The organism is Nonomuraea sp. B5E05 (genome assembly GCF_039880665.1).
In the GTDB taxonomy this organism is placed as follows: Bacteria; Actinomycetota; Actinomycetes; order Streptosporangiales; family Streptosporangiaceae; genus Nonomuraea.
Genome location: NZ_JBDPMJ010000034.1, coordinates 45681 through 68220, shown reverse-complemented (window position 1 = coordinate 68220; position 22540 = coordinate 45681). Strand labels below are relative to the sequence as shown.

At 70.3% G+C, this 22540-nt stretch carries 23 protein-coding genes, 1 pseudogene and 1 riboswitch; of the genes and pseudogenes, 13 read left to right on the top strand and 11 right to left on the bottom strand.

Features of this window, described 5'->3' with window-relative positions; all coding sequences use genetic code 11:
* The first annotated feature begins 36 nt into the window (after positions 1-36).
* A complete protein-coding gene (locus tag ABGB01_RS40005; protein ID WP_347779030.1) occupies positions 37-2043 on the top strand; it encodes a molybdopterin oxidoreductase family protein in 2007 nt (668 codons plus the stop codon).
* Here ABGB01_RS40005 and ABGB01_RS40000 read toward each other — a convergent pair.
* Together ABGB01_RS40000 and ABGB01_RS39995 are read right to left on the bottom strand one after the other, a co-directional pair.
* The gene (locus tag ABGB01_RS40000) at positions 2030-2500 is read right to left on the bottom strand and encodes a GNAT family N-acetyltransferase (protein WP_347779037.1); all 471 of its coding nucleotides are present in this window, start codon (positions 2498-2500) and stop codon (positions 2030-2032) included. The two genes, ABGB01_RS40005 and ABGB01_RS40000, sit on opposite strands and share 14 nt — an antisense overlap.
* A 42-nt stretch (positions 2501-2542) precedes the next feature.
* Positions 2543-2953 (bottom strand): annotated as a pseudogene (locus tag ABGB01_RS39995) (GNAT family N-acetyltransferase); the annotation flags it as partial.
* Between the two features lie 75 nt (positions 2954-3028).
* Between ABGB01_RS39995 and ABGB01_RS39990 the strand changes: the two are divergent.
* Positions 3029-3478 (top strand): hypothetical protein, encoded by a 450-nt coding sequence (locus tag ABGB01_RS39990; protein WP_347779028.1) that lies wholly within the window; start codon positions 3029-3031, stop codon positions 3476-3478.
* Between the two features lie 7 nt (positions 3479-3485).
* Here ABGB01_RS39990 and ABGB01_RS39985 read toward each other — a convergent pair whose 3' ends face one another.
* The 3 genes from ABGB01_RS39985 to ABGB01_RS39975 all read right to left on the bottom strand — a co-directional run bounded on the left by ABGB01_RS39985 (position 3486) and on the right by ABGB01_RS39975 (position 5153).
* Positions 3486-3869, bottom strand: a complete 384-nt coding sequence (locus ABGB01_RS39985) for a VOC family protein (RefSeq protein WP_347779027.1) — start codon at positions 3867-3869, stop codon at positions 3486-3488.
* A 31-nt stretch (positions 3870-3900) separates the two neighbouring features.
* On the bottom strand, positions 3901-4215 hold the full coding sequence (locus ABGB01_RS39980) for a multidrug efflux SMR transporter (protein WP_347779025.1): 315 nt from the start codon (positions 4213-4215) through the stop codon (positions 3901-3903).
* Between the two features lie 32 nt (positions 4216-4247).
* Positions 4248-4306, bottom strand: a riboswitch (guanidine-III (ykkC-III) riboswitch).
* Between the two features lie 25 nt (positions 4307-4331).
* On the bottom strand, positions 4332-5153 hold the full coding sequence (locus ABGB01_RS39975; RefSeq protein ID WP_347779024.1) for a methyltransferase domain-containing protein: 822 nt from the start codon (positions 5151-5153) through the stop codon (positions 4332-4334).
* A gap of 101 nt (positions 5154-5254) precedes the next feature.
* Here ABGB01_RS39975 and ABGB01_RS39970 point away from each other — a divergent pair, with 101 nt between their 5' ends.
* From ABGB01_RS39970 to ABGB01_RS39960, 3 genes are all read left to right on the top strand, one after another.
* Positions 5255-7060, top strand: coding sequence for an acyl-CoA dehydrogenase (locus ABGB01_RS39970; RefSeq protein WP_347779023.1), 1806 nt, complete (start codon positions 5255-5257; stop codon positions 7058-7060).
* Positions 7061-7146: 86 nt separating this feature from the next.
* Entirely contained in the window at positions 7147-8085 is a 939-nt protein-coding gene (locus ABGB01_RS39965; RefSeq protein WP_347779021.1) for an MBL fold metallo-hydrolase, read from the top strand.
* 71 nt (positions 8086-8156) lie between these two features.
* Positions 8157-8381: a hypothetical protein gene (locus ABGB01_RS39960; protein ID WP_132508392.1), complete on the top strand. Its 225-nt coding sequence runs from the start codon at positions 8157-8159 to the stop codon at positions 8379-8381.
* Here the strand turns inward: ABGB01_RS39960 and ABGB01_RS39955 are convergent.
* From ABGB01_RS39955 to pdhA, 4 genes are all read right to left on the bottom strand, one after another.
* Positions 8378-8671, bottom strand: a complete 294-nt coding sequence (locus ABGB01_RS39955; RefSeq protein WP_347779020.1) for a Dabb family protein — start codon at positions 8669-8671, stop codon at positions 8378-8380. The two genes, ABGB01_RS39960 and ABGB01_RS39955, sit on opposite strands and share 4 nt — an antisense overlap.
* A gap of 113 nt (positions 8672-8784) precedes the next feature.
* A complete protein-coding gene (locus ABGB01_RS39950) occupies positions 8785-10191 on the bottom strand; it encodes a dihydrolipoamide acetyltransferase family protein (protein WP_347779019.1) in 1407 nt (468 codons plus the stop codon).
* 11 nt (positions 10192-10202) lie between these two features.
* Complete coding sequence (locus ABGB01_RS39945) at positions 10203-11183, bottom strand: alpha-ketoacid dehydrogenase subunit beta (RefSeq protein WP_347779017.1); 981 nt, start codon at positions 11181-11183, stop codon at positions 10203-10205.
* Entirely contained in the window at positions 11180-12271 is a 1092-nt protein-coding gene (gene pdhA / locus ABGB01_RS39940; RefSeq protein WP_347779015.1) for a pyruvate dehydrogenase (acetyl-transferring) E1 component subunit alpha, read from the bottom strand. Before pdhA ends, ABGB01_RS39945 begins: the two co-directional genes overlap by 4 nt.
* A gap of 293 nt (positions 12272-12564) precedes the next feature.
* Between pdhA and purS the strand changes: the two genes are divergently transcribed.
* The 8 genes from purS (at position 12565) to ABGB01_RS39900 (ending at position 19951) form a co-directional block, all read left to right on the top strand.
* Positions 12565-12810 carry a phosphoribosylformylglycinamidine synthase subunit PurS gene (purS, locus tag ABGB01_RS39935; RefSeq protein WP_347650217.1) on the top strand — a complete coding sequence of 82 codons (246 nt, stop codon included), beginning with the start codon at positions 12565-12567 and terminating at the stop codon, positions 12808-12810.
* 221 nt (positions 12811-13031) lie between these two features.
* Positions 13032-13418, top strand: coding sequence for an ATP-binding protein (locus ABGB01_RS39930; protein ID WP_347619976.1), 387 nt, complete (start codon positions 13032-13034; stop codon positions 13416-13418).
* 140 nt (positions 13419-13558) lie between these two features.
* Positions 13559-14242, top strand: coding sequence for a phosphoribosylformylglycinamidine synthase subunit PurQ (purQ, locus tag ABGB01_RS39925; RefSeq protein WP_347779014.1), 684 nt, complete (start codon positions 13559-13561; stop codon positions 14240-14242).
* Positions 14239-16494: a phosphoribosylformylglycinamidine synthase subunit PurL gene (gene purL, locus ABGB01_RS39920; RefSeq protein WP_347779012.1), complete on the top strand. Its 2256-nt coding sequence runs from the start codon at positions 14239-14241 to the stop codon at positions 16492-16494. Before purQ ends, purL begins: the two co-directional genes overlap by 4 nt.
* Before the next feature lie 96 nt (positions 16495-16590).
* Positions 16591-18615, top strand: coding sequence for an adenylate/guanylate cyclase domain-containing protein (locus ABGB01_RS39915; RefSeq protein WP_347779010.1), 2025 nt, complete (start codon positions 16591-16593; stop codon positions 18613-18615).
* Between the two features lie 33 nt (positions 18616-18648).
* On the top strand, positions 18649-19311 hold the full coding sequence (locus ABGB01_RS39910) for a Crp/Fnr family transcriptional regulator (RefSeq protein WP_347779008.1): 663 nt from the start codon (positions 18649-18651) through the stop codon (positions 19309-19311).
* A gap of 98 nt (positions 19312-19409) precedes the next feature.
* A complete protein-coding gene (locus ABGB01_RS39905) occupies positions 19410-19634 on the top strand; it encodes a hypothetical protein (protein ID WP_347779006.1) in 225 nt (74 codons plus the stop codon).
* Entirely contained in the window at positions 19631-19951 is a 321-nt protein-coding gene (locus tag ABGB01_RS39900; protein WP_347779005.1) for a type II toxin-antitoxin system PemK/MazF family toxin, read from the top strand. Before ABGB01_RS39905 ends, ABGB01_RS39900 begins: the two co-directional genes overlap by 4 nt.
* Here ABGB01_RS39900 and ABGB01_RS39895 read toward each other — a convergent pair.
* A complete protein-coding gene (locus ABGB01_RS39895; protein ID WP_347779004.1) occupies positions 19944-20558 on the bottom strand; it encodes a methylenetetrahydrofolate reductase in 615 nt (204 codons plus the stop codon). The genes ABGB01_RS39900 and ABGB01_RS39895 overlap by 8 nt on opposite strands.
* A gap of 91 nt (positions 20559-20649) precedes the next feature.
* Positions 20650-22530 (bottom strand): ABC transporter ATP-binding protein, encoded by a 1881-nt coding sequence (locus ABGB01_RS39890; RefSeq protein WP_347779002.1) that lies wholly within the window; start codon positions 22528-22530, stop codon positions 20650-20652.
* Positions 22531-22540 lie beyond the last annotated feature (10 nt).

Below are 22540 nucleotides of genomic sequence, written 5' to 3'. Positions count from 1 at the left end.
TTCACCTCCGATTTCGCGCGACGTAGGCTGTGTCCCATGCCGGGTGATGTGAAAGTTCTGGGGGCGTGTCCGCTGGACTGCCCGGATACCTGCTCCTGGGTGGTCACGGTGGAAGACGGCCGGTCCGTCAGCCTCCGCGGCAACCCCGACCAGCCCTACACCCGGGGCGCTCTCTGCGTGAAGGTCAACCGCTACCTGGAGCACACCCGGGCGGACGACCGCATCCTCCACCCGCTGCGCCGCACCGGGCCGAAGGGCTCCGGCCAGTTCGAGCGCATCACCTGGGACGAGGCCCTCGACGAGATCTCCGTACGGCTGCGCGGCATCGTCGACGAGCACGGCGGCGAGGCCATCTGGCCCTATCTGGGCACCGGCTCGCTCGGCTACCTCCAGGGCTGCGAGGGCGTGGCAGGGCGGCGGTTCTGGAACATGCTGGGCGCCTCCAAGCACTATCTCAACATCTGCTCGGGCGCCGGCAACAGCGGCCTGCGGCGGACGACGGGCACCGCGGCCGGCATGGACCCGGAGAACTTCGCGCTGGCCAAGCTGATCGTGTTGTGGGGCACGAACACGCTGACCAGCGGGCACCACCTGTGGAAGTTCATCCAGGACGCGCGGGCGGACGGCGCGTACGTCGTCGCCATCGACCCCATCCGCACCAGGACCGCAGACCAGGCCGACGAGCACCTGGCGATCAGGCCGGGCACGGACGCGGCCCTGGCGCTCGGGCTGCTCAACGTGGTGCTGGCGGAGAACGCGCAGGACGAGGAGTTCCTCGCCGCGCACACCGAGGGCTGGGACGACTTCCGCGAGGAGATCCTGCGCCACCCGGTCGAGCGGGTGGCCGAGATCACCGGCATCCCCGCCGAGTCCGTCCGCGCGCTGGGGACCCGGCTCGCGCACACCCGGCCGACCGCGCTGCGCGCCACGCACGGCCTGCAGCGGCACGCCGGCGGCGGCACCGCGCTGCGCACGATCGCCGCGATCCCCGGCGTCACCGGCGACTGGCGCCATCCGGGCGGCGGCGTCGCCTTCTCCACCAGCGACCACGTCCACGTCGCCGTCGACCGGCGCGACGACCTGCTGGCCCGGCCGGTGCGCACGCTGGTCATGACCAAGCTCGCCTCGCAACTCCACGACGTGAAATGCCTCTGGGTGTACGCGGCCAACCCGGCGGGCTCCTCCCCCGACGCGAACGCCATCAGGCGGCAGCTCGCCCGCGACGACCTGTTCACCGTGGTCATGGAGCAGTTCCCCACCGACACCGTCGACTACGCCGACATCGTGCTGCCCGCGACCATGCAGACCGAGCACATGGACCTGCACGCCGGCTACGGGCACCTCTACCTGCTGTGGAACGAGCCCGCCGTGCCACCGCCCGGCGAATGCCTGTCGACGACGGAGACGTTCAGGCGGCTGGCCAGGCACATGGGGATGACCGAGCCGTCGTTGTACGACTCGGACCTGGAGCTGGCCGAGCAGTTGTTGTCGAGCGGGCATCCCTCCCTCGAGGGCATCACCCTGGACCGGATCCGCAAGGAGGGCTGGGTGCGGATGAACTACCCCAAGCCCTTCGCGCCGTTCGCCGACGGCTTCCCGACGCCCTCCGGCCGGCTGCGCTTCCCGCCCGCCGGGGAGGCGTACGTGCCACCCCACACGGTGCGCGCGGCGGGGTCGTCGCCGTACCCGCTGACGCTGATCACGCCGGCGTCGCACCTGTTCCTCAACACGACGTTCGGCAACAACGCGGAGCTGCGGCGGCGGGCCAAGGACCCGGTGGTGCTGGTCAACCCGGCCGACGCGGCGGCGCGCGGGCTGGCCGGCGGTCAGCGGGTGCGGGTGCACAACGAGGACGGCGAGTTCCTGGCCGACGTGGAGATCAGCGACCGGGTGGCGGCCGGGGTGGTGGCCTCGCCGAAGGGGCGCTGGCCGAAGCTCACCCCCGGCGGCGCCAACCCGAACGCGGTCGTGGCGGAGCGGGACGGCGACATGGGCCGGGGTCCCGCCTTCCACGACAACCTGGTCGAGATCAGTCCAGTCTGAGCTTGTAGCCGACGTGGGAGGCCGTGAAGCCGAGGGAGTCGTAGAAGCGGTGCGCGTCCGTACGTGACTTGTCGGAGGTGAGCTGCACCATGGCGCAGCCGCGCGCCCGCGCCCGGTCGACGGCCCACTTGATCATCTTGCGGCCGAGCCCCCTGCCCCGCTCGGAGGCGGCGACCCTGACGGCCTCGATCTGGCACCGCTCCGCGCCCAGCCGCGACAGCCCGGCCAGGTAGGTCAGCTGCATGGTGCCCACCACCTTGCCGTCGCGCTCGGCAACGATCAGCTCGTCGTACGGGTCGGCGTCGATCCGCTCGAACGCCGCCAGGTAACGTTCGTCGCCCGGGTCTCCCTCGCGCTGGGCCCCGAGCGGGTCGTCGGCCAGCATGGCGACGATCGCGGGCACGTCGTCCCCGCGGGCCTGCCGGAAGAGCAGCGACAGCACGTAGTGGGACTCCATGAGGTCGGGGTTGGACGGCAGCGCCATGACCCTGCCGCTCGGGGTGAAGCCCTTGCGGGCGTAGAGGGCGCGGGCGGTGTGGTTCTGGTCGACCGCCCAGAGGCCGATCTCCTCCGCGCCGGTGCTCCTGGCCCACTCCACGGCCGTGTCGACCAGCCGGGAGCCCACGCCCCCTCCTCTGGCCTCGGGGGCGACCCACATGGACAGCAGGTGCGCCCCACTGTCCTCCAGCAGCACGCACACCAGGCCCACGTCGACACCGCCGCTCTCGGCCACCCACCACCGCGAGCCTGACCCACTCAGGCGTTCGGCCCATTTCCCCGGTGGAAAGGCGACCTCGCGCCCGTACGACGACCCGAAAGCGTCCGGGGCTTCCTGGAGCGCGCGCAGCCTGATCGACCGCAGCCGATCCGCTTCGCCGGGGCCAAGATGCGTTATCACGACTTTCTGCATGTCCGCATGATGTCAGGGACAGGTCAGGGTCCGCCCCCGATGCCCCCGGGGTGGCCGGAAAGGCAGCATGGGGGCATGAACGAAATCAGTCGACGCGACGAGGTATCGCTGTCCGGCGCCGCGCTGCGTGGCGCTCCTTGGAAGGCCGCCGCCATCAGCGGTGGCGTCGTCTCGGCGACCAGCTACGGGTTCGGCCTGCTCACGGGCGGCGGCGACCTGGTGTGGGCGCTGGGCCTGGGCATCAGCCTGTTCGCGCTGGTCGCCGCGATCGGCGCGGTGTCGAAGCCGGACGACGGCGACCGGGTGACCCGGCAGGCTCGCGAGTGGTCGTTGCGCCACCCGTGGAAGTTCGCGCTGGTGCCCGCCGGCATCACGGCCGTGCTGGACTATCCGGTGCAGCTCGTGCTCGACGGGGAGGGCGTGTTCGGCTCGGCCGTCGACGCCCTGTGGCACGGCGCGCTGGTCTACCTGATCACCGCCATCGTGACCCTCACCCTGCAGGGCAGGGCCCGCTCGGCCCGGTGACCCCGGCTCAGCCCTGAGCGTCGCGCTCCTCCTGGCTGCGGCAGACACAGAACTCGTTGCCCTCGGGGTCGCGCATGACCACCCAGCCGGAGCCGTCAGGCAGGCGCCGGTCGTCGGCGACGGTCGCGCCCATGCCGACCAGCCGCTCGACCTCCTCGTTACGGGTCCTGCCGTCCGTGCCGTTGACGTCGAAGTGCAGGCGGTTCTTGACCGTCTTGCCCTCGGGAACCTTCAGGAAGAGCACGAACGGGTCCTGCTTGGTGCGGAGCATGACCTCGTCGTCACCGGGCTGGTCGCCCTCGCCCAGCGGCAGCCCGGTTGCCCTGCTCCACCAGCTGGCGATCTCGTACGGGTTGTCGGCGTCGACGGAGACGGCATGAATTTCGATCACCAGGCCACCCAACCCGACACCATCAAAGACGTCAAGCCAGTGTTCGCAACCCGATGACGCCCGCCAGGATCAGCGCGATGCACGCGATGCGGGGCAGCGACACCTCATCCCCCATGGCGATCATGCCGAGGATCGCGGTGCCGGCCGCGCCGACCCCGGTCCAGACGGCGTACGCGGTGCCGACCTCCAGGGTCTTGAGCGCGTACGAGAGCAGGCCGAAGCTCAGCACGGCCGTGCCCAGGAACGACAGGGTCCACGCCAGATGGGTGAACCCGTTGCTGAGTTTGAGCGAGAGGGCCATGGCGATCTCGAAGAGGCCGGCCAGCACGAGAAGGATCCATGCCATGATCACGAACTCCTTGTGAACGAGACTGTGCGGATGCGTCGTCTTGTCGTGCCGGGTACGGCGCGTCTCGTCCGGGAGCCGTCAGCTCGCCATGGACAACGTGCGGCCTGCGCCTCTCATTCCCACCAGACCGTGGTCCACCGGTCTCTGGGCATCGGCCACATGCCGAGCTCCAGCACCGTCGCCGCCACCTCGTCCGCCATGGACGGGTCGAGGCAGATCCGGCGGCAGGCGCTGGCGGCCAGCTCTTCCAGCGACGTGAAACGTTCCAGGGGCGCCTCTCGCTCCTCCACCCTGACGGGGTAGCCGAGCGCCGCGGCCAGCGCCACGCAGTCTTCCGCGACGGGCCGCACCGGCCGGTCGACCCCGTGGAAGTGCTGCCACAGCGGCGTCAACCAGCTCATGGGGTGGCGGTGCGGGAGCTCCAGCACCACCCGCCCCTGCGTGCGGCGGTCGAGCGCCCGCAGGAAGGCGGCCAGGTCGGGAACGTTGTAGACGACGTGCGCGGCGATGGCCACGTCGGCCACGGGCACGTCGTCGGCCACGTCGGGCCAGCGGCCCGCGACCGTGGTGACCGGCACCCCGAGCTTGTCGGCCCGGGCCGTCAGATCCTCCAGCATGGGCGCCGAGGTGTCGACCGCGTAGAGATGACCGATGTGCTCGCGCAGCGGCAGCGACGCGGCGCCGGAGCCGGCGCCCACGTCGAGCAGCGTGCCCTTGCCCGGCCCTTTGTCGGACCCCTTGCCTGACAGGGCCTCGGCGAGCCGGGTGACGGTCGGGCCGTCGTCGGGCTCGGCCAGCGCCCGGTCGGTGCGGGTGGCGAACCGCTCGGGCGAGTGACCCCATGGATCAACGGGAGCCTTGGCCATGATCGCTTCGGGGATGGCCCAGGATTCCAGTCGCTCTCGCCATCGGGCGGCGAGTCTTTCGGCGTCCATGGACAGAGCATGCCATGCATGACAGGGGTTACCCGCGGGTAGCATTCCAGAGTAAGGTTACTGGCCAGTACACCAAACTCGGTTCAAGGAGAGCGACACCCATGGGCCACTACAAGAGCAACGTGCGCGACCTGGAGTTCAACCTTTTCGAGGTGCTCGGCAGGAGCGAGATCCTCGGCACGGGGCCCTTTGCGGAAGTGGACGAGGAGGTCGCCCGCAGCATTCTCGACGAGGTCGGCAGGCTGGCCACCGGCGTCCTGGCCGACTCCTTCGAGGAGGGCGACAGGCACCCGCCCGTGTTCGACGCGGCCACCGGCTCCGTGCGCGTCCCCGACGGCTTCAAGAAGTCGTACAAGGCGCTGGCCGACGGTGGGTGGACGCACCTCGACCTGCCCGCCGAGCTGGGCGGCCCCGGCATCCCCCGGAGCCTCGCCTGGGCCACGGCCGAGATGGTGCTCGGCGCCAACCCGGCCCTCTACATGTACGCTGCCGGCCCCAACTTCGCCTACACCCTGTGGAAGGTGGGCAACGAGCAGCAGAAGCGCTTCGCCGAGCTGGCCATCGAGCGCAACTGGGGCGCCACCATGGTGCTCACCGAGCCCGACGCCGGCTCCGACGTGGGCGCCGGGCGGGCGAAGGCGATCGAGCAGCCCGACGGCACCTGGCACATCGAGGGTGTCAAGCGCTTCATCACCAGCGCCGAGCACGACTTGACCGAGAACATCTTCCACCTCGTGCTGGCCCGCCCCGAGGGCCACGGCCCCGGCACCAAGGGACTGTCGATGTTCCTGGTGCCGAAGTTCCACGTCGACCTCGGAACCGGCGAGCTCGGCGAGCGCAACGGCGTCTACGTCACCAACGTCGAGAAGAAGATGGGCCTGAAGGTCTCCACGACCTGCGAGCTGACCTTCGGCGACAAGCACCCGGCGGTCGGCTGGCTGGTGGGCGACGTGCACGAGGGCATCAAGCAGATGTTCATGGTGATCGAGCACGCCCGCATGATGGTCGGCACCAAGGCCATCGCCACGCTGTCCACCGGCTACCTGAACGCCCTGGAGTACGCCAGGGCCAGGATCCAGGGCGCGGACATGACGAAGATGTCCGACAAGTCCGCTCCACGGGTGACCGTCACCCACCACCCCGACGTCCGACGCGAGCTCATGCTGCAGAAGGCGTACGCGGAGGGCATGCGCGCCCTGGTGCTCTACACCGCCACCTTCCAGGACACCCTCCTCGTCGACCCGGAGGACCGGCACGCCCAGGCCATGAACGACCTGCTGCTGCCCGTCGTCAAGGGGGTCGGCTCCGAGCGGTCGTACGAGTTGCTCTCCCGCTCGCTGCAGACCCTGGGCGGCTCCGGCTACCTGCAGGACTACCCGATCGAGCAGTACATCCGCGACGCCAAGATCGACTCCCTGTACGAGGGCACGACCGCGATCCAGGGCCTCGACCTGTTCTTCAGGAAGATCCTGCGCAACCAAGGCGCCGCGATCGGCTCGCTGCTCGACGAGATCAACGCCTTCGCCGGCTCCGAGGCGGGCAACGGACGGCTCAAGGAGGAGCGCAAGCTGCTGGCCGAGGCCGCCGCCGAGGTCAAGGCCATGGGCGACACCATGGCCGGCTGGGCGCTGGCCTCGATGGAGTCGCCGCAGGAGGTCTACAAGGTCGGGCTCAACACCACCAGGCTGCTGCTCGCGCTGGGCGATCTGGTGATCGGCTGGCTGCTGCTGCGGCAGGCCGAGGTGGCCCTGGCCAAGCTGGCCGACGGCGACGACCCGTTCTACCTCGGCAAGGTCGGCGCCGCTTCCTTCTTCGCCACGACCGTGCTGCCGCGCCTGGCCGCCGAGCGGCGCGTGCTCGCCGCGACCGGCCAGGAGCTCATGGAGCTGCCAGAAGAGGCTTTCTAGGCCGGGGACGCCCGCTCGGCGCGCCGGGCGGGCGTCCTGTCCCCCCAAGCCGCTCGGCGGCCGTCCCGGCGGGTACCTTCGCGGGCATGAGTTCCGCTTCCCACGATCATCCCCTGCCGCCCGCCCGCGTCGAAGAGGTGTCGGACGGCGTCTACGCCTACGTGCAGCCCGACGGAAGCTGGTGGATCAACAACACCGGTTTCCTGGCCGGGCGGCGCGGCGTCATCTGCGTCGACGCCTGCTCGACCGAGCGGCGGACGCGGGCGTTCAAGGAGGCCATCGGCCGCGTGAGCGACCGGCCGATCACCACTTTGATCAACACCCACCACCACGGCGACCACACCTTCGGCAACTGGTTGTTCCCCGAGGCGACGATCGTCGGCCACGAGGGCGTGCGCGACCAGATCATCGCCGACGGTGTCCCCGCCTACCGCTCCGCCTGGTCACCCGCGGTGGAGTGGGGGGCGATGGAGGTGACGCCTCCGTTCCTCACCTTCACCGACCGCGTCACCGTGCACTCCGACGACCTGAGGTGCGAGGTCAGGCACGTCGGGCACGCGGCCCACACGACCAACGACTCGTACGTGTGGATCCCCGAGCGGCGGCTGCTGTTCTCCGGCGACCTCGTCTTCAACGGCGGCACGCCGTTCGTGCTGATGGGCTCGGTCGCCGGGGCGCTGGAGGCTCTCACCCAGCTCAGACGGCTCGACGCGGCGACCATCGTGCCGGGCCACGGGGAGGTCTGCGGGCCCGAAGTCTACGACAAGGTCGAGGGCTACCTGCGGTTCGTACAGGAGACCGCCAGACGGGGCAGGGAGGCCGGGCTGTCGCCGCTCGACGCGGCCAGGGAGACCGATCTGGGCGAGTGGGCCGGGCTGCTGGACGCCGAGCGCATCGTGGGCAACCTGCACCGCGCCTACGCCGAGCTCGACGGGCAGCCGCTCGGCGCCCCGATCGACCTGGCCACCGCCGTCCTCGACATGATCACCTACAACGGCGGCCGGCCGCTGTCGTGTCTGGCCTGAGAAGTCGCGGGTGTGATCGCGTTTACTCGGGTATGACCGGTGCTGTACACGCTCTTTTCCTGGAGGTCGTCATGGGTGTCGGGGTCAGCATCTTCTTCCTCACGCTCGGCGCCATCCTGAAGTTCGCCATCGAGCCCGATGTGTTCGGACAGAGCGTCCACATGGACATCATCGGCATCATCTTCATGATCGTCGGCGGCGTGGGGGTGGTCCTGAGCATCGTGCTGGCCCCTCGGCGGGGCCAGACGTCCGACCACCGGCTGATGCACCGGGAGAACAACCCTCCCGAGATCTAGAGCTTCAGCTGCACGGCGGCGCGGCTCGCGAGGATCGGCCTGATGTGCTCGACGATCACCGCCTGGTGCTGGGGATGGTCGCGATAGATCAGGTAGTCGTCGACGTTGTCGAAGTCGGCCACCACCGCATAGTCGTGGTTGCCCTGGTTGATGCCCGCGTCGCCGCCGACGGTGAAGGAGCGCAGCTGCGGGATGACGCCGGGCAGTTTGCCCAGCTCGGCCGTCACGGCGGCTCGCTGCTCGTCGGTGGCGTCGTCTTTCCAGGTGAACAACACAATGTGGCGAATCATGGGGCCAATGTATTTCATCGGGACGCCGGCGCCTCTGAGGTGATCGGGTGCGGGCGTCCCCGCCACGGCGATCGCCGGGAGAGGGGTCCTCCCGGCGATCGCCGTACCCGGGGTCAGCTCCAGGCGAGCATGCGGAGCGGGTCCTCCAGCATGGCTCCCACGTCGCGCAGGAACAGCGAGCCCAGCTCGCCGTCCACGATCCGGTGGTCGAACGAGAGCGCCAGCGTCGTCACCTTGCGCACCGCCAGCTCGCTGTCGACCACCCACGGCATGTCCCTGACCTGACCGAAGGCGAGGATGGCCGCCTCGCCGGGGTTCAGGATCGGGGTGCCGGCGTCGACGCCGAACACGCCGACGTTGGTGATCGTGATGGTGCCGCCCGCCATCTCGGCCGGTTGCGTACGGCCCGCCCTGGCCGTCTCCGCGAGCCGGCCCAGCTGCGCGGCGAGCTCGGGCAGGGACAGCGCGTCGGCGCCCTTGACGTTGGGCACCACCAGCCCGCGCGGGGTCGCGGCGGCTATGCCCAGGTTTACATAGTGCTTGACCACGATCTCCTGCGCCGCCTCGTCCCAGGACGAGTTGATCAGCGGGTGCCGTCCGGCCGCCGTGATCACGGCCTTGGCCACCAGGAGGAGCGGGGAGACCTTGACCTCCGCGAACTCGGGGAGGTCACGCAGGCGCCGGACGGCCTCCATCGTCCGCGTCACGTCCACCTGGAGGAACTCGGTGACGTGCGGGGCGGTGAAGACGCTGGCGACCATCGCCTGGGCGGTCATCTTGCGCACGCCCTTGATCGGGACGCGCTCCTCGCGTTCGCGCCGCGGCCGGGGCGCCGCCACGGGTGCCGCCACGGGTGCCGCCTGGGCGGCCGCGTGGATGTCCTCCCGGGTTATCGAGCCCTGCGGGCCCGTGCCGGCGACGTTCGCCAGGTTCACGCCCAGGTCCTTGGCGAGCTTGCGTACGGGCGGCTTGGCCAGGGCCCGCGGCCCCGCAGGCGCCTGTGCGGCGGGTGCGGGCGTGGGCGCGGCGGGTGCCGGTCGGGGCGGGCCGTCCACCCCCACGCGGTCCGGGTTGGCGACCGGGGCGGCCGCGCTCGACGGTTGCTTGCGTGGGCGTCGTTTGGTGGCGCCCGTCTTGACGCCGTAGCCCACCAGGACCGCCTGGCGTTCCTCCTTGGGCGCCGGGCTGCCGTGCGCCCCGGGCTCGACGGCGCCTTCGGCCGGCGGCTTCGGGACCATGTCGTCGGCCAGCGCCCTGACCTGGCCGCCGTCGTCGCCGTCTCCTCCGGTGTCCACGGCGATGATGGGGAGGCCCACCTCGACCGTCGTGCCCTCGTCGGCCATCAGGTCGGCCACCACGCCGTCCCACGGGATCGGCAGCTCGACGATCGACTTCGCCGTCTCGATCTCGACGACGATCTGGTTGACCTTGACGTCGTCGCCCGCCTTGACGTGCCAGCGGACGATCTCCGCCTCCGTCAGGCCCTCCCCGACGTCAGGGAGCTTGAACTCGCGTCGCATGGACAACCCCCTCAGTACCCGAAGGTCCGGTCGACGGCGTCGAGCACCCTGTCCAGATCGGGCAGGTAGTGCTCCTCCAGCTTCGACGGCGGGTAGGGGGTGGAGAAGCCGCCGACCCGCAGCACGGGCGACTCCAGGTGGTAGAAGCACTGCTCCGTGATCCTGGCGGCGAGCTCGGCGCCGAACCCGCTGTTGACGGGGGCCTCGTGCACGACCACGACCCGCCCGGTCCTGCGGGCGGACTCCAGGACCAGCGGCTCGTCCAGCGGGTTGAGCGAGCGCAGGTCGATCACCTCCAGCGAGCGCCCGTCGTCCTCGGCCGCCGTGGCGGCCTCCAGGCACGTCTTGACCATGGGCCCGTAGGCCAGCAGCGTGACGTCGGTACCCGGCCGCACCACCTTGGCCGCGTGCAGCGGCGGCCACCATTCGGTGGAGTCGGTGTCGATGTCGGCCTTCTCCCAGTAGCGGCGCTTGGGTTCGAAGAAGATCACCGGATCGTCACTGCGGATGGCCTGCTGGATCATGGTGTACGCGTCGGCCGGATTGGAGCAGGCCACGACCCGCAGGCCGGCCGTGTGGGTGAAGTACGCCTCCGGCGACTCGCTGTGATGCTCGACCGCCCCGATGCCGCCACCGCAGGGGATGCGTACGACGACCGGCAGCTTGATCGCGCCCAGCGAGCGCATCGGCATCTTGGCCAGCTGCGTGATGATCTGGTCGGCCGCGGGGAAGACGAACCCGTCGAACTGGATCTCGCACACCGGCCGGTAGCCGCGCAGCGCCAGCCCGATCGCGGTGCCGATGATGCCCGACTCGGCCAGCGGCGTGTCGATGACGCGGTCCTCGCCGAAGTCCTTCTGCAGGCCGTCGGTGACGCGGAAGACGCCGCCCAGCTTGCCGACGTCCTCGCCCATGATGAGGACCTTGGGGTCGTCCTCCATGGCCCGGCGCATGCCTTCGTTGAGCGCCTTGGACAGGCTCATGATCGTCATTTGGCGAACCCCTCCAGGTACGCGGCGAACTGGGCGCGCTCCTGGTCCATCAGGGCGTGGGACTCGCTGTAGACGTGGTCGAAGATGGCGAGCGGCTCGGGATCGGGCATGGCCAGGCAGCGCCTGCGCAGGTCGGCGCCGAGCTGGGCGGCCTCCTCGTCGACGGCGTCGAAGAACGCCTGGTCGGCGTGCTCGTTCTTGAACAGGTAGGCCTTGACCCGCTCGATCGGGTCCTTGAGCTTCCACGCCTCCAGCTCGCTGGCCACGCGGTAGCGCGTGGGGTCGTCGGTGGTGGTGTGGGCGCCCATCCGGTACGTGAAGGCCTCGATGAGCGTCGGGCCCTGCCCCGTACGGGCGGCTTCGAGGGCCTTCCTGGTCACCGCGAGGCAGGCGAACACGTCGTTGCCGTCGACCCTGATGCCGGGGAAGCCGAAGCCCGAGGCGCGGCGGTAGAGGGGGATGCGGCTCTGCTTCTCCAGCGGCTCGGAGATCGCCCACTGGTTGTTCTGGCAGAAGAACACGATCGGCGCGTTGAACACGCTGGCCCAGATGAACGACTCGTTCACGTCGCCCTGCGAGGTGGCGCCGTCGCCGAAGTAGGCGATGGTGGCGGCGTTGGCGTCGTCGCGCTGGATGCCCATGGCGTAGCCGACGGCGTGCAGCGTCTGGCTGCCGATCACGATCGTGTACAGGTGGAAGTTGTGCTCCTTGGGGTCCCACCCGCCGTGGTTGACGCCTCTGAACAGGCCGAGCAGCTTCACCGGGTCGACGTCGCGGCACCACGCCACACCGTGCTCCCGGTAGGTGGGGAACGCCATGTCCACGTCGGTCAGCGCGCGGCCCGAGCCGATCTGGGCCGCCTCCTGGCCCAGCAGCGAGGCCCAGATGCCGAGCTCGCCCTGGCGTTGCAGCGCCACGGCCTCCAGGTCGATGCGGCGGACGAGCACCAGGTCGCGGTAGAGCGACCGGATCTCCTCGGGGGTCAGGTCGATGTCGTAGTCGGGGTGCTCGACCCGCTCCCCTTCGGGGGTGAGCAACTGGACGAGCTCCGGCGGTGCCTCAGCACCACGTGAGGCTTCGGTTGTCACGAGACCTCCTTCGCCGGTGACGCGGCACATGTGCTGTGCTCACTGACGACCTCGACAAGCTCGGTCATGGCCACTCCTGTGCGTCAGGGCCGGGTGTCGATGGGGTTGCCACCTCAGGCCGGCCTCCTTGGCGAAGAACCATATGGTGATGGTTCGTACGCTTTGGGGCCATGGTGGCAGACGTCACAGCCCTGCGCGCAAGCCCCATGTCCTCCCCGTTCCCGTTGTGTCGGCGGCCACACGCGCCGGTAGGCTGTGCTTCCCATCCACCCACCGCTCCCAGGAGGAACGCAGTGGCCCGCGTCATCGTGGACGTCATGTTGAAGCCCGAGATCCTCGATCCGCAGGGCCAGGCGATCGCCAGGGCGCTGCCCAGGCTCGGCTTCTCCGGCGTCGGGGCCGTGCGTCAGGGCAAGCGTTTCGAGCTGGAGCTCGAGGGCCCGGCCGACGATGCGGCGCTGGCCGAGGTGCGCAAGATGGCCGAGACCCTTCTGGCCAACACGGTGATCGAGGACTACACCGTCCGGGTTGAGGAGTAGAACGCACATTTGATCCCCCGATTTACCCCTGGTCGGTTAAAGCGGGGTTCTGACGTGCCACAATGCCACGCGCAAGCCAACAGTAAATAACAACAACGTGATTTTGCGGTTAGCCCCGATTTCACAGGGAAACCTACTCCAGGTGACATTCTGGCGCCCGGAGGAGTCCGGTGGATATTGAGTTCTCGTTGGCGTTGCCTCGGGATGCGATCGGCATACCGATGGTCAGGCGAGTGCTAGGCGATGCCCTGCGCTCACTCAACGTGAGTGAGACCTGCATCGCCGACATGTTGCTCGCCGTCTCCGAGGCGTGCTCCAACGCGGTGCGGCACGGAGGACCCGCCAACCGCTACGAGGTGACGGCGTCGATCGGCTCCGGCCACTGCGACGTACGCGTCGCCGACAGCGGCGCGGGCGTGCCGTCGATGCCCGCGCACTTCCCCCCGCCCGACACGGAGAACGGCCGGGGTCTGCTGATCATGCGCTCCGTCGTCGACGAGATCTCCTTCGGCACCGAGCCCGGCAGAGGCACCACGGTCCACCTGCGCAAGACGCTCGCATGGGACGACGAGGCGCAGGCCCGTCCCCGCGCGCTCGCAGCCGTCTGACCTGCGCCCGCGCATCGCGCACAAGCCGATGCGGACCACGCTCGAGCACCCGATAACCTGGGTTACACCGCCGCAGACCGCCGTCCGCCCCGAAGAGACGGTGGCGCGTGCGCGCGCATTCCTCGGAGGGGACGACTGTCATGAGCGCTGCCCGTGTGGGCGTAGTCACGTTTCCAGGAACTCTCGACGACCAGGACGCCGCCAGAGCCGTGCACCTCGTGGGCGCGCAGGCGGTTCCGCTGTGGCACGCCGACCACGACCTGAAGGGGGTCGACGCCGTGTTCCTGCCCGGCGGCTTCTCCTACGGCGACTACCTGCGCTGCGGCGCCATCTCGCGGTTCGCGCCGATCATGGATGAGCTCGTCCCGGCCGCGGGGGCGGGCCTGCCGGTGATCGGCACGTGCAACGGGTTCCAGATCCTGTGCGAGGCGCACCTGCTGCCCGGCGCGCTGACCCGCAACGCCTCGCTCCACTACGTCTGCCGTGACCAACGGGTCCGCATCGAGCAGACCGCGACCGCCTGGACCAACGCGTTCGACCAGGGCCAGGAGATCGTGCTGCCGGTCAAGCACGGCGAGGGCCGCTACGTCGCCTCCGCCGAGACGCTGGCCGCGCTCGAGGCCGGCGGCCACGTGGTCGTGCGCTACGTCGGCGGCAACCCCAACGGCTCGCTCAACGACATCGCGGGCATCCGCAACGAGGCGGGCAACGTGGTCGGGCTCATGCCGCACCCCGAGCACGCGGTCGAGGAGCTGGTCGGCGCCCCTGGCACCGACGGCCTCGGCTTCTTCACCTCCATACTCAAGAACCTGGTGGACGCATGATCGACGACGTGCGGCGGGCGGCGAAGACCCCCGACGAGCCGATGCCCTTCGCCGAGCTGGGGATGAAGGCCGACGAGTACGCCCGGGTCAAGGAGATCCTCGGGCGCCGTCCCACCGGCTCCGAGCTGGCCATCTACAGCGTCATGTGGTCGGAGCACTGCTCCTACAAGTCGTCCAAGGTGCATCTCAAGCAGTTCGCCACCAAGGCGCCCAAGTCCGAGGCGCTGCTGGTGGGCATGGGCGAGAACGCCGGCGTGGTCGACATCGGCGACGGCTGGGCAGCCACGTTCAAGATCGAATCGCACAACCACCCGTCCTACGTCGAGCCGCACCAGGGCGCGGCCACCGGCGTCGGCGGCATCGTGCGCGACATCATGTCGATGGGCGCGCGGCCGATCGCCGTCATGGACGCGCTGCGCTTCGGCGGCGCCGACGCCGTGGACACGCGCCGGGTGCTGCCCGGCGTGGTCGAGGGCATCAGCCACTACGGCAACTGCCTGGGCCTGCCCAACATCGGCGGCGAGGTCGTCTTCGACCCCTGCTACATCGGCAACCCGCTGGTCAACGCCCTGTGCGTGGGCCTGCTGCGCAAAGACCAGATCAAGCTGGCCACCGCGCCGGGCCCCGGCAACAAGGTCGTGTTGTTCGGCGCCTCCACGGGCCCCGACGGCATCGGCGGCGCCTCCGTGCTGGCCTCGGCGACCTTCGAGGACGAGTCGCACGCCAAGCGTCCCGCCGTCCAGGTCGGCGACCCGTTCATGGAGAAGCTGCTCATCGAGTGTTGCCTGGAGCTCTACTCCGCCGACGTGGTCGTCGGCATCCAGGACCTCGGCGCGGCCGGCGTCTCGTGCGCCACGACCGAGCTGGCCGCCAAGGGCACCGGCGGCATGCACGTCGACCTCACCCGCGTCCCGCTCCGCGACCCCTCGCTCAGGCCCGAGGAGATCCTGATGAGCGAGTCGCAGGAGCGCATGATGGCCGTGGTCGAGCCGCGCGACATCCCGGCGTTCATGGCGATCTGCGAGAAGTGGGACGTCCCCGCCACCGTCATCGGCGAGGTCACCGACACCGGCCGCCTGGTCATGACGTGGGAAGACGAGATCATCGTCGACATCCCGCCGGGCACGGCCGCCGACGACGGCCCCGTCTACGAACGCCCCTACCACGAGCCGGCCGGCCAGGCCGCGCTCAACGCCGACACCCCCGACCGGCTGGAGCGGCCCACCGACCTGCGCGAGACGCTGCTCAAGCTGCTCGGCTCGCCCAACCTGGCCTCCAAGGAGTGGGTGACCGCCCAGTACGACCGCTACGTCCGCTCCAACACCGTGCTGGCCCAGCCGGCCGACGCGGGCATGCTGCGGATCTCGGAGAGCATGGCCGGCGTCGAACACGAGCCGACGACCCGCGGCATCGCGCTGGCCACCGACGGCAACGGGCGTTACGCCAAGCTCGACCCCTACGCGGGTGCGCAGCTCGCGCTCGCGGAGGCCTACAGGAACGTCGCCGTGACCGGCGCCCAGCCGCTCGCCGTCACCAACTGCCTCAACTTCGGCTCCCCCGAGGACCCCGAGGTCATGTGGCAGTTCGCCGAGGCCACGCGCGGCCTGGCCGACGCGTGCCGGACGCTCGGCGTGCCGGTGACCGGCGGCAACGTCTCCTTCTACAACCAGACGGGCTCGACGGCCATCCACCCCACGCCGGTCGTGGGCGTGCTCGGCGTCATCGACGACGTCGCCAGGCGGGTGCCGACCGGGTTCACCGCGGAAGGGCTGCGGGTCGTCCTGCTCGGCGACACGCGCGAGGAGTTCGGCGGCTCCGAGTGGGCCCACGTCGCCCACCGCCACCTGGGCGGGCTGCCGCCGCAGGCCGTCCTGGAGGCGGAGCGGGCGCTGGCGACGGTGCTGGTCGAGGGTGCCCGCAGGGGGCTGCTGGCCGGCTCGCACGACCTGTCCGACGGCGGGCTGGCCGTGGCGCTGGCCGAGTCCTGCCTGGCGCGGGGCGTCGGCGCCTCCGTGGCGCTGACCGGCGAGCCGTTCACCGACCTGTTCAGCGAGTCGGCCTCGAGGGCGCTCGTCGCCGTGCGGCCGGAGGCCTACGACGAGTTCGCGTCGTTGTGCGGGCGCCACGAGGTGCCCTGCTACGGGCTCGGCATGACCGGCGGCGACACGCTGGTCGTCGAGGGCGCGTTCGAGATCCCCGTGGCCGAGCTGCGGGCGACGCACGAGGCGGCGCTCCCCGCGCTGTTCGGCTGACGATCCGCCGGAGGGCCGGCCGGGGTTTTCCGACCGGCCCTTCCAGTGCGTAGAACGACGCATTGGAGACGAGCATCTCGCGTGGATAATCGGTCTGTGCCCACCCCCGGTCCGACCTCCTACCTGCCTCCCGCGACCCAGCCCGTGCGGGGTGTGGTGTGGGGCGTCCACCTCGTCCTGCCGCTGCTCGGCCTCTGGCTGTTGCTGAGCCAGCCGCACATCAACATCTCCTGGCAGCACAATGCCGGCCACTTCTGGATGATCATCCTGGTGGCCGGGGTCAACGTCGTGCTCGGCGTCATGGTCAGCGAGGCGTCACGGCGCCGCAACGACGCCCGGCTGTTCCTCGTCTCCATGGTCTTCCTGAGTAGCGCGGGCTTCTTCTTCCTGCACGGCCTGGCCACGCCGAAGATCATCCTGCCGACCGGCTCGCTGGGGTTCGACCTGGGCCAGCAGGTGGGTTTGTCGATCGCGGCGGTGTTCGCGTTCGGCTCAGCCCTGCCGCTGGGTGAGGCGGCGGCCAGGTCCGTGCTCGGCGCCCAGCACTTCATCCGCGGCGCGCTCGTCGGCATCATGGTGCTCTGGGGCGTCACGTCGCTGGTCCCCGGGCTGACGCCGCTCAGCGAGCCGCCCATGGTCACGCCGATCGACTGGCTGATCTGGGCGTCCATCCCCGGCCTGCTGCTCTACGGCGCGGCGAGCGTGCTGATGTTCCGGCTGCACCGGCGGCACCCCTCGGCGATGCTGATCAGCCTGATCACGGCGTACGCGCTGCTGGCCGAGAGCATGATCGCCGGGATGTCGCAGCTCAACTGGCATCTGTCCTGGTGGGAGTGGCACCTGCTGCTCACGTTCGCCTTCGTGTTCGTGGCCTACAGCGCCTACCTGCAGTTCAGGCGGGAGGGGTCGAGCGCCGGGCTGTTCGACTCGGTGGCGCTGGCCGCGACCGTCCGCCGCATCCAGCAGGACTACGAAAAGGCGCTCGAAGAGCTGGTCGAGCACGTACGCCGCGGCGAGCCGCTGGCCGCGACCCGGCTGTCGGGCAAGTTCCGGCTCAACGAGGGCCAGGCGGCGGTGCTCGACCGGGCCGGCGAGGCCCTGGCCAACGAGCGCGAGCTGTCGGAGCGGCTGGCCGCCCTGGTGTCGGTGAGCGCCCAGACCAGGGTCGGCCTGCCCGAGCAGGAGTTGCTGGCCTCGTCGCTGGAGCGGGTGCGGCAGGCGTACGGCGACGTCAAGATCGGCCTGGTCGCCGACGGCACCACCCAGATCGGCTCGCGCGACTACCGCTTCGACGGCGACACCCCGATCCGCCGCGACCACCTGCTCGCCTTCCCCCTGACCGTCAAGGGCAGGCTCGCCGGCGTGCTGGAGGTGCCCATCGGCCGCACCAGCCAGGACGAGGCGCTGGCCGCCACGCTGGCCGGGCAGCTGTCCATCTCCCTGGAGAACGCCCGCCTCTACCAGGAGCTGCACACCCTGTTCCACCAGTACATGTCGCCCGACGTGGCCCACGCCCTGCTCGCCGACCCCGGTCAGGCGGCGCTCGGCGGTGAGCTGAAAGAGCTGAGCGCGCTCTTCGCCGACCTCAAGGGCTTCACGACGTTCTCCGAGAAGGTGACGCCCGGCGAGATCGTCGAGATGCTCAACCGCTACCACACGGCGGCCGTCCCCTGCATTCTCAACAACGGCGGCACCATCGTGCAGTTCGTCGGCGACGCGCTGCTCGCCCTGTTCAACGCGCCCGCGCTGCAGGCCGATCACGCCAGGGCCGCCTGCCGGGCCGCGCTCGACATGCAGCGCGCCGCCGCCGAGGTGGCCGAGGAGATGGCGTGGAAGCGGGTCGACGACGTCGAGTGGCCGACCTTCCGGGTGGGTGTCAACACCGGCCCCGCCCTGGTCGGCAACATCGGCAGCCCCGAGCTGCGCGGCTTCAACGCGATGGGCGACTGCGTGAACGTGGCCGCCAGGCTCCAGGGGGTCGCCGAGCCCGGCACGGTCGTCATCGGCGAGACGACGCTCAAGCAGCTGGGGCGCGGCGCGACGGTGCGGCCCCTGGGGCGGCTCAACCTCAAGGGCAAGGAGGAACTCGTCGCGGCGTACGTTCTCACCGATCTGCCGTAGAGGGGCGGCCTCCCGTACCGACATAATCAGGCCATGAAAGCAGAGCCCGGCGAGTTCCTGTCCCTGCTCACCGACGAGGAGGTGGCGGCGCTGCGCGCGGCGGGCCGGCTGCGCCGCTGGGACCGCGGCACGACCGTCATCACCGAGGGCGACACGTCCGACTGGGTGCTCGTGCTGCTGGAGGGCCGGGTGAAGGTCTCCTCGCACACGAGCAGCGGCAACGAGGTGGTGCTCGCCGTACGCGGCCCCGGCGGGCTGATCGGCGAGCAGTCGGCCATCGACGGCTCGCCCCGCTCGGCCACGGTCACCACGCTGGAGCAGGTCACCGGCGTCGTCGTCCGCGACTTCGTCTCCTTCCTCGAGTCACACGGGCGCGTCGCGGTGCTGCTCATGAAGCTCGTCAGCGAGCGCCTGCGCGACTCCGACAGGAAGCGCATCGAATACGGCGCCTTCGACACCACGGGCAGGGTGGCGACGCGGCTGCTGGAGCTGGCCGAACGCTACGGCGAGCAGACCACCACCGGCGTACGCGTGGCGCTGCCGCTGTCGCAGGACGAGCTCGCGGGGTGGACGGGCTCCTCCCGCGAGGCGGTCAGCAAGGCGCTGCGCACGCTGCGCGACCGGGGCCTGATCGAGACGGGGCGGCGGCGGGTGGTCATCCACGACGTCGAGGGGCTGCGCCAACGCGCCCGTTAGCCCCTGCGGCAGGTCAGCCGTACGTCGTACCTGAGCAACGGACATGATCGCGGAACCTTCAGCCCGCAGTGTATTACAAATCGTGTTACGCTGGGTTCATGGGAACTCTCAACGTCCGCACTGATGAGGCGATGGAGACGGCACTCCGCGCACTGGCCGGAGAGACCAGAAGCCGATCCGAAGCCGTTCGTTACGCCATACTCCACACCTACAAGGAGATGCTGCTGGAGCAGGCTGCCGCGGATGCGGATCGGCTGCGAAACGACCCGGACGACCAGGCCGAGATGCTGGCGATCCAGCGTTTCATGGGTGTAGCCGAGTGATACTCCGGGGCGCGATCTATGAGATCAAAGCGCTCCCCGGAGCACGGGATCGTGAGCAGCAAGGCCACCGCTACGCCGTGATCATCCAGTCGGACAGCTTCACCACCAGCACGATCACCGTCGCGCTGACCTCGACAAGTGCCGGGCCGGCGATCTACCGGCCCGAGATCGAGTTCAAGGGGACGAAGTCGCGTGTGCTGACGGACCAGATCTATTCCGTGTCGCCGTCGAGGCTCGGCGACTTCAAGGGCGGGCTTGAAGCGCATGAGATCGCGGAGCTTGATCGCGCTCTCATGCTGAAACTAGGGCTCATCTGAGGGCGGGGGCGAGCAGGCGTTCGACGTCGCGGTAGCGGGAGACGGGGATGAGGTGCACGCCGTCGAAGGCGCCGGAGTCGCGCAGGGCCAGTACCTGCTCGCAGGCCGCCTCCACGCCCGCCTGGCGGTCGGCGGCGACCTGCTCCACCAGGGCCTCGGGCAGCGCGATGTCGGGGATCGCGGCGGCCAGGCCGCGGGCGTGATTGGCGCTGGCCAGCACCATGACGCCCGCGTAGACCGGCACGTCCACCGGGTGCGCCTCGCGCCAGCGCAGTTGCGCCTCCACCGAGAAGGAGACCTGGAGGAAGAGGAAGTCGGCCGCGCGTTTCCAGGCCGGCAGCGGGCGCAGCCCCGCCGCTGCGCCCAGGCGGCAGCCGGGCGAGAACTCCCTGGCCTCCGCGATCATCGAGCGCACCGTGAGATCGCTCGTACGGTTGCCGCTCGCCGGCTTGTCGCCGTAGACGAACAGGAACTGCTCGACGCCGTACGCGGCCGCCGTCAGCAGGTCACGGCGGAAGCCGAGCAGGTTGCGGTCACGCGAGTTGAGGCAGGCGATGCCGCGCCCGCCCATCGCCTCGACCTCGTGCGCCACCGCGACGCTCGACACGGTGGCGCGGCCGATGTGGTTGCCGGGGATGAGGAACGCCGGGCCGCCAGCGCTTCTATGCCGCTGAGCACCAGATCGAGCCCGCGGGGCCTCAGGCCACCGCCTCGGCCACCGCGGGCTCCGCGAACTGAGTGCGGTACAGCTCCTCGTAGCGGCCCGCGGACTCCAGCAGCTCGGCGTGCGTGCCGCGCTCGACCACCCGCCCGTCCTCGATCACCAGGATGACGTCGGCGGCGCGGATCGTGGACAGCCGGTGGGCGATCACCACGGCCGTACGGCCTTCCAGCGCCTCGCCGAGCGCCGCCTGAACGGCCGCCTCCGACGTGGAGTCGAGCGCGGCCGTGGCCTCGTCCAGGATCACCACCCTGGGCCTGGCCAGCAGCAGCCGGGCGATCGTCAGGCGCTGGCGCTCGCCGCCCGACAGCCGGTAACCGCGCTCGCCCACCACCGTGTCGAGCCCGTCGGGCAACGACTCGATCAGCGCGGCCAGCCGGGCCCTGGTGAGCGCGTCCCACACGTCGTCCTCGCTCGCCTCCGGCCTGGCCAGGAGCAGGTTGGCCCTGATCGTGTCGTGGAACAGGTGGCCGTCCTGGGTGACCATGCCGAGCGTGTCGCGGATCGAGTCGGCGGTCAGGTCGCGTACGTCGACGCCGCCGAGCCGGACGGCGCCCGCGTCGACGTCGTACAACCTGGGCAGGAGCTGCGCGATCGTGGACTTGCCCGCGCCGGACGAGCCGACCAGCGCCACCATCTGGCCCGGCTCGGCCCGGAACGAGACACCGTGCAGCACCTCGACGCCGCCGCGCGTGTCCAGCGTGGCGACCTCCTCCAGCGAGGCGAGCGAGACCTTGTCCGCCGACGGGTAGGCGAAGCGCACGTCGTCGAACTCGACCGACACGGGTCCCTCGGGCACCTCGCGGGCGTCGGGCTTCTCCTGGATGAGCGGCTTGAGGTCGAGCACCTCGAAGACCCGCTCGAAGCTGACGACCGCGCTCATGACGTCCACGCGGGCGCTGGCCAGTGCGGTCAACGGGGCGTACAGGCGGGTGAGCAACATGGCCATCGACACCACCGCGCCGGGGGCGAGCTGGCCGCGCAGCGCGTGGAAGCCGCCGAGCCCGTACACGAGGGCCAGGGCCAGCGCCGACACCAGCGTCAGCGCGGTCACGAAGACCGTCTGCGTCATGGCGGTGCGTACGCCGATGTCGCGCACCCTGCGGGCCCGGGAGGCGAACTCCGCCGACTCGTGCGCGGGGCGGCCGAACAGCTTGACCAGGGTCGCGCCGGGCGCGGAGAACCGCTCGGTCATCTGGTTGCCCATGGCGGCGTTGTGGTCGGCCGCCTCGCGCCGCAGCCGGGCGATCCTGTTGCCCATGCGCCGCGCGGGCACGATGAACACGGGCAGGAGCAGCAGCGCGAGCAGCGTGATCTGCCAGGAGATGGCGACCATCGCGACGAGCGTCAGCGCGAGCGTCACGATGTTGCCCGCCACGCTGGACAGGGTGTCGGTGAACGCCCGCTGCGCGCCGATGACGTCGTTGTTGAGCCGGCTGACCAGCGCGCCCGTACGGGTCCTGGTGAAGAACGCGATCGGCATGCGCTGCACGTGGTCGAAGACGGCCGTGCGCAGGTCGAGGATCAGGCTCTCCCCCAGCCCCGCGGAGAGCCACCGGTTGAGCAGCCCGATCCCGGCCTCCGCGACGGCCAACCCCGCGATCATCAGCGCCACCACGACCACCACGCTGAGCGGCTCGGCGTTGAAGATCGCGTCGATGACCCGTCCCGCCAGCAGCGGCGAGCCCACCGCCAGGCCCGCCATCACCACGCTGAGCAGCAGGAACAGCGTGATCCTCCGCCGGTGCGGGCGGGCGAAGGCGGCGATACGCCGGAGCGTCGCCCTGGAGACAGAGCGACGCTCCTGACGGTTGTTCATCGAATACAGCTGGTGCCACGCGGTCATTTCCATGCTCATGGCATGGAGG

What these genes read in the sequence shown, in the direction of transcription:
- ABGB01_RS40005 (WP_347779030.1), top strand. Translation starts at nt 37, where the DNA reads ATGCCGGGTGATGTGAAAGTTCTGGGGGCGTGTCCGCTGGACTGCCCG.
- ABGB01_RS40000 (WP_347779037.1), bottom strand. Translation starts at nt 2,500, where the DNA reads ATGGAGTCCCACTACGTGCTGTCGCTGCTCTTCCGGCAGGCCCGCGGG.
- ABGB01_RS39990 (WP_347779028.1), top strand. Translation starts at nt 3,029, where the DNA reads ATGAACGAAATCAGTCGACGCGACGAGGTATCGCTGTCCGGCGCCGCG.
- ABGB01_RS39980 (WP_347779025.1), bottom strand. Translation starts at nt 4,215, where the DNA reads ATGGCATGGATCCTTCTCGTGCTGGCCGGCCTCTTCGAGATCGCCATG.
- ABGB01_RS39975 (WP_347779024.1), bottom strand. Translation starts at nt 5,153, where the DNA reads ATGGACGCCGAAAGACTCGCCGCCCGATGGCGAGAGCGACTGGAATCC.
- ABGB01_RS39970 (WP_347779023.1), top strand. Translation starts at nt 5,255, where the DNA reads ATGGGCCACTACAAGAGCAACGTGCGCGACCTGGAGTTCAACCTTTTC.
- ABGB01_RS39965 (WP_347779021.1), top strand. Translation starts at nt 7,147, where the DNA reads ATGAGTTCCGCTTCCCACGATCATCCCCTGCCGCCCGCCCGCGTCGAA.
- ABGB01_RS39960 (WP_132508392.1), top strand. Translation starts at nt 8,157, where the DNA reads ATGGGTGTCGGGGTCAGCATCTTCTTCCTCACGCTCGGCGCCATCCTG.
- ABGB01_RS39955 (WP_347779020.1), bottom strand. Translation starts at nt 8,671, where the DNA reads ATGATTCGCCACATTGTGTTGTTCACCTGGAAAGACGACGCCACCGAC.
- ABGB01_RS39950 (WP_347779019.1), bottom strand. Translation starts at nt 10,191, where the DNA reads ATGCGACGCGAGTTCAAGCTCCCTGACGTCGGGGAGGGCCTGACGGAG.
- ABGB01_RS39945 (WP_347779017.1), bottom strand. Translation starts at nt 11,183, where the DNA reads ATGACGATCATGAGCCTGTCCAAGGCGCTCAACGAAGGCATGCGCCGG.
- ABGB01_RS39930 (WP_347619976.1), top strand. Translation starts at nt 13,032, where the DNA reads ATGGTCAGGCGAGTGCTAGGCGATGCCCTGCGCTCACTCAACGTGAGT.
- purQ (WP_347779014.1), top strand. Translation starts at nt 13,559, where the DNA reads ATGAGCGCTGCCCGTGTGGGCGTAGTCACGTTTCCAGGAACTCTCGAC.
- purL (WP_347779012.1), top strand. Translation starts at nt 14,239, where the DNA reads ATGATCGACGACGTGCGGCGGGCGGCGAAGACCCCCGACGAGCCGATG.
- ABGB01_RS39910 (WP_347779008.1), top strand. Translation starts at nt 18,649, where the DNA reads ATGAAAGCAGAGCCCGGCGAGTTCCTGTCCCTGCTCACCGACGAGGAG.
- ABGB01_RS39905 (WP_347779006.1), top strand. Translation starts at nt 19,410, where the DNA reads ATGGGAACTCTCAACGTCCGCACTGATGAGGCGATGGAGACGGCACTC.
- ABGB01_RS39890 (WP_347779002.1), bottom strand. Translation starts at nt 22,530, where the DNA reads ATGAGCATGGAAATGACCGCGTGGCACCAGCTGTATTCGATGAACAAC.